This window comes from Streptomyces boncukensis, from assembly GCF_011045075.1.
Classification (GTDB): domain Bacteria; phylum Actinomycetota; class Actinomycetes; order Streptomycetales; family Streptomycetaceae; genus Streptomyces; species Streptomyces boncukensis.
In genome coordinates this window covers 1-4,657 of the sequence record NZ_JAAKZZ010000541.1, presented here as the reverse complement: position 1 = coordinate 4,657, position 4,657 = coordinate 1, and the positions used below count along the sequence as shown (strand labels likewise).

Annotated in this window: 3 protein-coding genes; all 3 read left to right on the top strand. The window is 71.6% G+C overall.

The genetic code is table 11. The features are described from left to right. The coding region (locus G5C65_RS31525; RefSeq protein WP_165302462.1) for a GTP-binding protein at positions 1-543 on the top strand (543 nt) is incomplete at its 5' end. A gap of 394 nt (positions 544-937) precedes the next feature. Further along, positions 938-4,297, top strand: coding sequence for a nitrate- and nitrite sensing domain-containing protein (locus G5C65_RS31520; protein WP_165302461.1), 3,360 nt, complete (start codon positions 938-940; stop codon positions 4,295-4,297). A gap of 10 nt (positions 4,298-4,307) precedes the next feature. Then, positions 4,308-4,657: roadblock/LC7 domain-containing protein (locus tag G5C65_RS31515; protein ID WP_165302463.1), on the top strand; the 350-nt coding region annotated here is incomplete at its 3' end.

Sequence of the window (4,657 nt, the reverse complement as noted above, 5' to 3'; positions counted from 1 at the left end):
ACCACCTCCGCGAAGATCGTGGTGGCCGGCGGCTTCGGCGTCGGCAAGACGACCTTCGTCGGCGCGGTCTCGGAGATCAATCCGCTGCGCACGGAGGCGGTGATGACCTCGGCGTCGGCGGGCATCGACGATCTGACGCACACCGGGGCCAAGTCGACCACCACCGTGGCCATGGACTTCGGCCGGATCACCCTGGACGACGACCTGATCCTGTATCTGTTCGGCACCCCGGGTCAGGACCGGTTCTGGTTCATGTGGGACGACCTGGTGCGCGGGGCGATCGGTGCGGTGGTGCTGGTGGACACCCGGCGGCTGGCGGACTGCTTCCCGGCGGTGGACTACTTCGAGAACAGCGGGCTGCCGTTCGTCATCGCCCTCAACGGCTTCGACGGCCACCAGCCCTACTCCCCGGAGGAGGTGCGCGAAGCGCTCCAGATCGGCCCCGACACCCCCATCATCACCACGGACGCCCGGCACCGCGCCGAGGCCAAGAGCGCGCTGATCACCCTGGTGGAGCACGCCCTGCTGGCCCGCCTGAAGTGAGCACCCGCCTCCGGGCGCGCGGAGACCCGCCCGGGTGGGCGTCCGCTGTGTCGAGCGCGGGGCGGCGCGGGGAGCGGTTCGTCCGCCCCGCGCAGTCCCGGATGCGCTGGCTGTGTTCTTTGCCATGTCCGGACTCGCCTTCATAACGTTTCGGCTGTCGATTACGGCGATGTGAACACTGCTGGCGAGCGGAACGCTTCACTCTGCGCACAAATCCCCTGCCTTTTGGCGCGGCACGGCCCCCAATGCCCGTTTTTCCTCGCACGCGTTCTCGCCCTGCGTGAATAAACCAAGTGTTTGGAAAGAGCGGGTCTGACGTGCTGCAATTCCCTGACTCAGCAGTAGCGACGGCGCAGCGCTGACGGGAACCGAGCGCCGAGAGGTGAGAAGTCGAGTGAGGCGAAGCAAAGCGGGCTCCGCGCCGCGGGACCAGGGAGCGGCGCGGGGCAACTTCACCCCGCCGTCCCCGGCCGCCGCGTCGGCGGCGCCGCGGCCGGGGGGGCCTCATGGTGCCGCCGGGCCGGGCGCCGGACCCGCCGGTGCTCCGGTGGGCGCCGCGGGAGGCGAGCCCCCGGACGGGGCCGGCCCGCGGGGCGGCGGCAGCCGCTTCCGCGCGCGCAACTGGCGCGTCCCCACCCGGCTGAACGCGATCCTGCTGCTCCCGGTGGTGGTCGCGCTCATCTTCGGCGGCTTCAAGGTGGAGTCCGACTTCTCCACCTGGCGGGAGGCCGGGGAGGCGCAGCGCACCGCCAAGCTCGTCGCCGCCGCCTCCGACTACGCCGACGCGATCGTCGACGAGCGGGACCGCTCGGCGGCCCCGCTGCTGCGCGGCGACAAGGACGACAGCGAGGTCAGCAGCTCCCGGAACGCCACCGACCAGGCGGCCAAGGAGTTCCGGACGGCCGTCGCCGACATGCCGGGCAAGGCGGGCCTCAAGCGCCGCCTCAAGGCGTTCGAGGAGGTGGAGCCCCGCCTGCCAGTGCTCCGCCAGGGTGCCTTCACCAAGGACCTCCCGGGCGCGCAGACCGAAGAGGGCTACGTCGCCGTCCAGCACCCGCTGATGGAGTTCGCCAACGAACTCGGTCTCGGCACCGGCAATGTGACCTCCTACGGCCGCACCGTCTACGCGATATCCCTCGCCAAGTCCGCCGCCTCGCTGCAGCGCGCGCTCGGCACCCATCTGCTCACCAAGCCGGGCCCCTCGGAGAAGGACAAGCAGGAGCAGCTCACCGCGCTGGCTTCGTACGCCTATCTGGAGCGGGTCGCACTGGAGGAGTACACCTCCGGCGCCCGCCCGCAGGACGTCCGGCTGCTGCGGAGCGAGCAGGGCAAGGCCAAGGACGCCACCCGTGAGCTGGGCGAACAGGCCAAGCAGGAGGCCGATGCGGACAACGAGAAGTTCGTGTCGCCGCCCTCGAAGAGCAAGATGGTCCAGGCGATCGGCAGCGGCGCGGGCGCGGGCGCGCTGAAGGCCCAGGGGATCACCGACAAGACCTGGACCGGCACCGCCACCGCCACCTTCGACGCGTACCGCGCGGTGGAGAAGGACCTCGCCGCGCACGCCGTCGAGGAGACCGACCAGATAGCCTCCGACGCCCGTCGCGACATGATCGTCAACTCCGCCGTCGTGGTGGTGGCGCTGCTGATCGCGTTCGTGCTCGCGGGCCGGATGGCGCGGGCGATGAGCCTCAGCATGCGCACCCTGCGCGGCGCGGCCTTCGACGTCGCCGAGCAGCGGCTGCCGATGCTGGTCGACCAGCTCTCCAGGACGGACCCGGGCCAGATCGACACCCGCGTCAAGCCCATCCCCATCACCACCCGCGACGAGATCGGCGAGGTGGCCCGCGCCTTCGACCAGGTGCACCGCGAGGCCGTCCGGCTCGCCGCCGAGCAGGCGCTGCTGCGCGGCAACGTCAACGCGATCTTCACCAACCTCTCCCGCCGCAACCAGGGCCTCATCGAGCGCCAGCTCACCCTGGTCACGGAGATGGAGAACAACGAGGCCGACCCGGACCAGCTGGCCAGCCTCTTCAAGATGGACCACCTCGCCACGCGCATGCGCCGCAACGGCGAGAACCTGCTGGTCCTCGCGGGCGAAGAGCCGGGCCGCCGGTGGACCGAGCCGGTGCCGCTGGTCGATGTGCTGCGGGCCGCGGCCTCCGAGGTCGAGCACTACGAGCGGATCGAGATCTCCGGCGTCCCGGAGAGCGAGATCCACGGCCAGGTCGTCAACGACCTCGTGCATCTGCTCGCCGAGCTGCTGGAGAACGCCGCCTCGTTCTCCGCGCCGCAGTCCAAGGTGCGGGTGCGCGCCACCCGGATGCCCGACGGGCGGGTCATGATCGAGATCCATGACAAGGGCATCGGTCTGACCGCCGAGGACTTCGCCGACATCAACCACAAGCTGGCCAACCCGCCCACCGTGGATGTGGCGGTCGCCCAGCGCATGGGCCTGTTCGTGGTCGGCCGCCTCGCCGACCGGCACGGCATCCGGGTCCAGCTGCGCCCCTCGGGCGAGCAGGCGGGCACCACGTCGCTGGTGATGCTGCCGGACGTCATCACCCACGGCGGCGGCGGTGCGGAAGGGGCCGAGGAGGACTTCACGGTCTCCCGTATCGTCCCCGAGGAGCAGTCCGGACCCCCGCCGCAGCCCGGACCCCGGCAGCCGGGGCCGGAGCCGCTGCCCCACGCCCCCACCGCCGCCGAGCTCGGCTTCGACGACTCGCGCTACACCCAGGACGGCAGCGGGCAGGCACCGCTCGGCCCGATCGGGCGCTCCCAGCGCCGGGAGGAGATGCGCGCGGCGCTGGAGGCCCACCAGGCCCGGACGCAGCGCCAGGAGCTCCAGCCGCCGCAGCAGCAGCCACCGGAGCCGGAGCAGCCCGCGCAGCCGTACCCGCAGCAGCCCGGCTACGGGCCGGAACCGTACGGGCAGGAACCGTACGGGCAGCAGCAGACGCAGCCGTACCCGCAGCCCTACGAGCCGGCGTACGGACAGCAGCAGGCGGACCCGTACGCGCAGCCGTACGCGCAGCCGCGCGAGCCGCAGCAGGGGCCGTACCCGGAGGCGTACCAGGAGCCGCACGGAGCGCTGCCCCAGCAGATCCCCCAGGAGTCGTACGAGGAGCCACCGCCGCTTCCTCAACGGCCCCTGGGTGCGGGCCAGTACGGTCTCAACGGAGCAGAAGCGGAATCTTCAACGAGCGCTCCCGAGGCCGGCCAGGACCGCGTAGGCTTCGACCGTCCGGACTCCCTCCCAGGGATGTTCTCGCCCACCACGGGTGCGGGACTTCCGCGCCGTGAGCCGGGGCGTTCACAGCCCGAAGGGGGGCCGGCGGCGCAGCACCAGCCCCACCAGGAAGCCCCGGCTCCGGTGCCTCAGCAGCCTCGGCAGCAGCCGTCGCCGGAGGAAACCGGAACCGGACCCGGACCTGGATCCGGAGCCGAGCCCGGTGGCCGGCAGCCGTCGGAGAACGACGACCGCTGGAAGGCGGCGGGTCTGCTGCGCGCTCCGCAGGCCGGCGGCGTCACCAGTTCCGGCCTGCCGAAGCGGGTGCCCAGGGCCAATCTGGTCGAGGGCGCCGCGGAGGAGAGCCCGCAGGGCGGCCCCTCGGTTTCCCGTGCGCCCGAGGACGTGCGCGGCAGACTGAGCAACCTGCACCGCGGTGTCCGCAGGGGACGCACGGCGGGCGACGCCAACGAGAATGACCAACAGGGCTTCGGCCCCGGCAGCACCTACGATCAGGAGCGTTAGTGTGAGCCCGATGAGCCAGGCGGCGCAGAACCTGAACTGGTTGATCACCAATTTCGTGGACAACACCCCGGGGGTGTCGCACACGGTGGTGGTCTCCGCCGACGGACTTCTGCTCGCGATGTCCGAGGGCTTCCCGCGGGACCGTGCCGACCAGCTGGCGGCGGTCGCCTCGGGGCTGACCTCGCTCACCGCGGGTGCGTCCCGCATCTTCGAGGGCGGGGGCGTGAACCAGACGGTGGTGGAGATGGAGCGGGGCTTCCTCTTCATCATGTCCATCTCGGACGGCTCCTCGCTGGCCGTCCTCGCCCATCCCGAGGCCGACATCGGTCTCGTCGGCTACGAGATGGCCCTGCTCGTGGA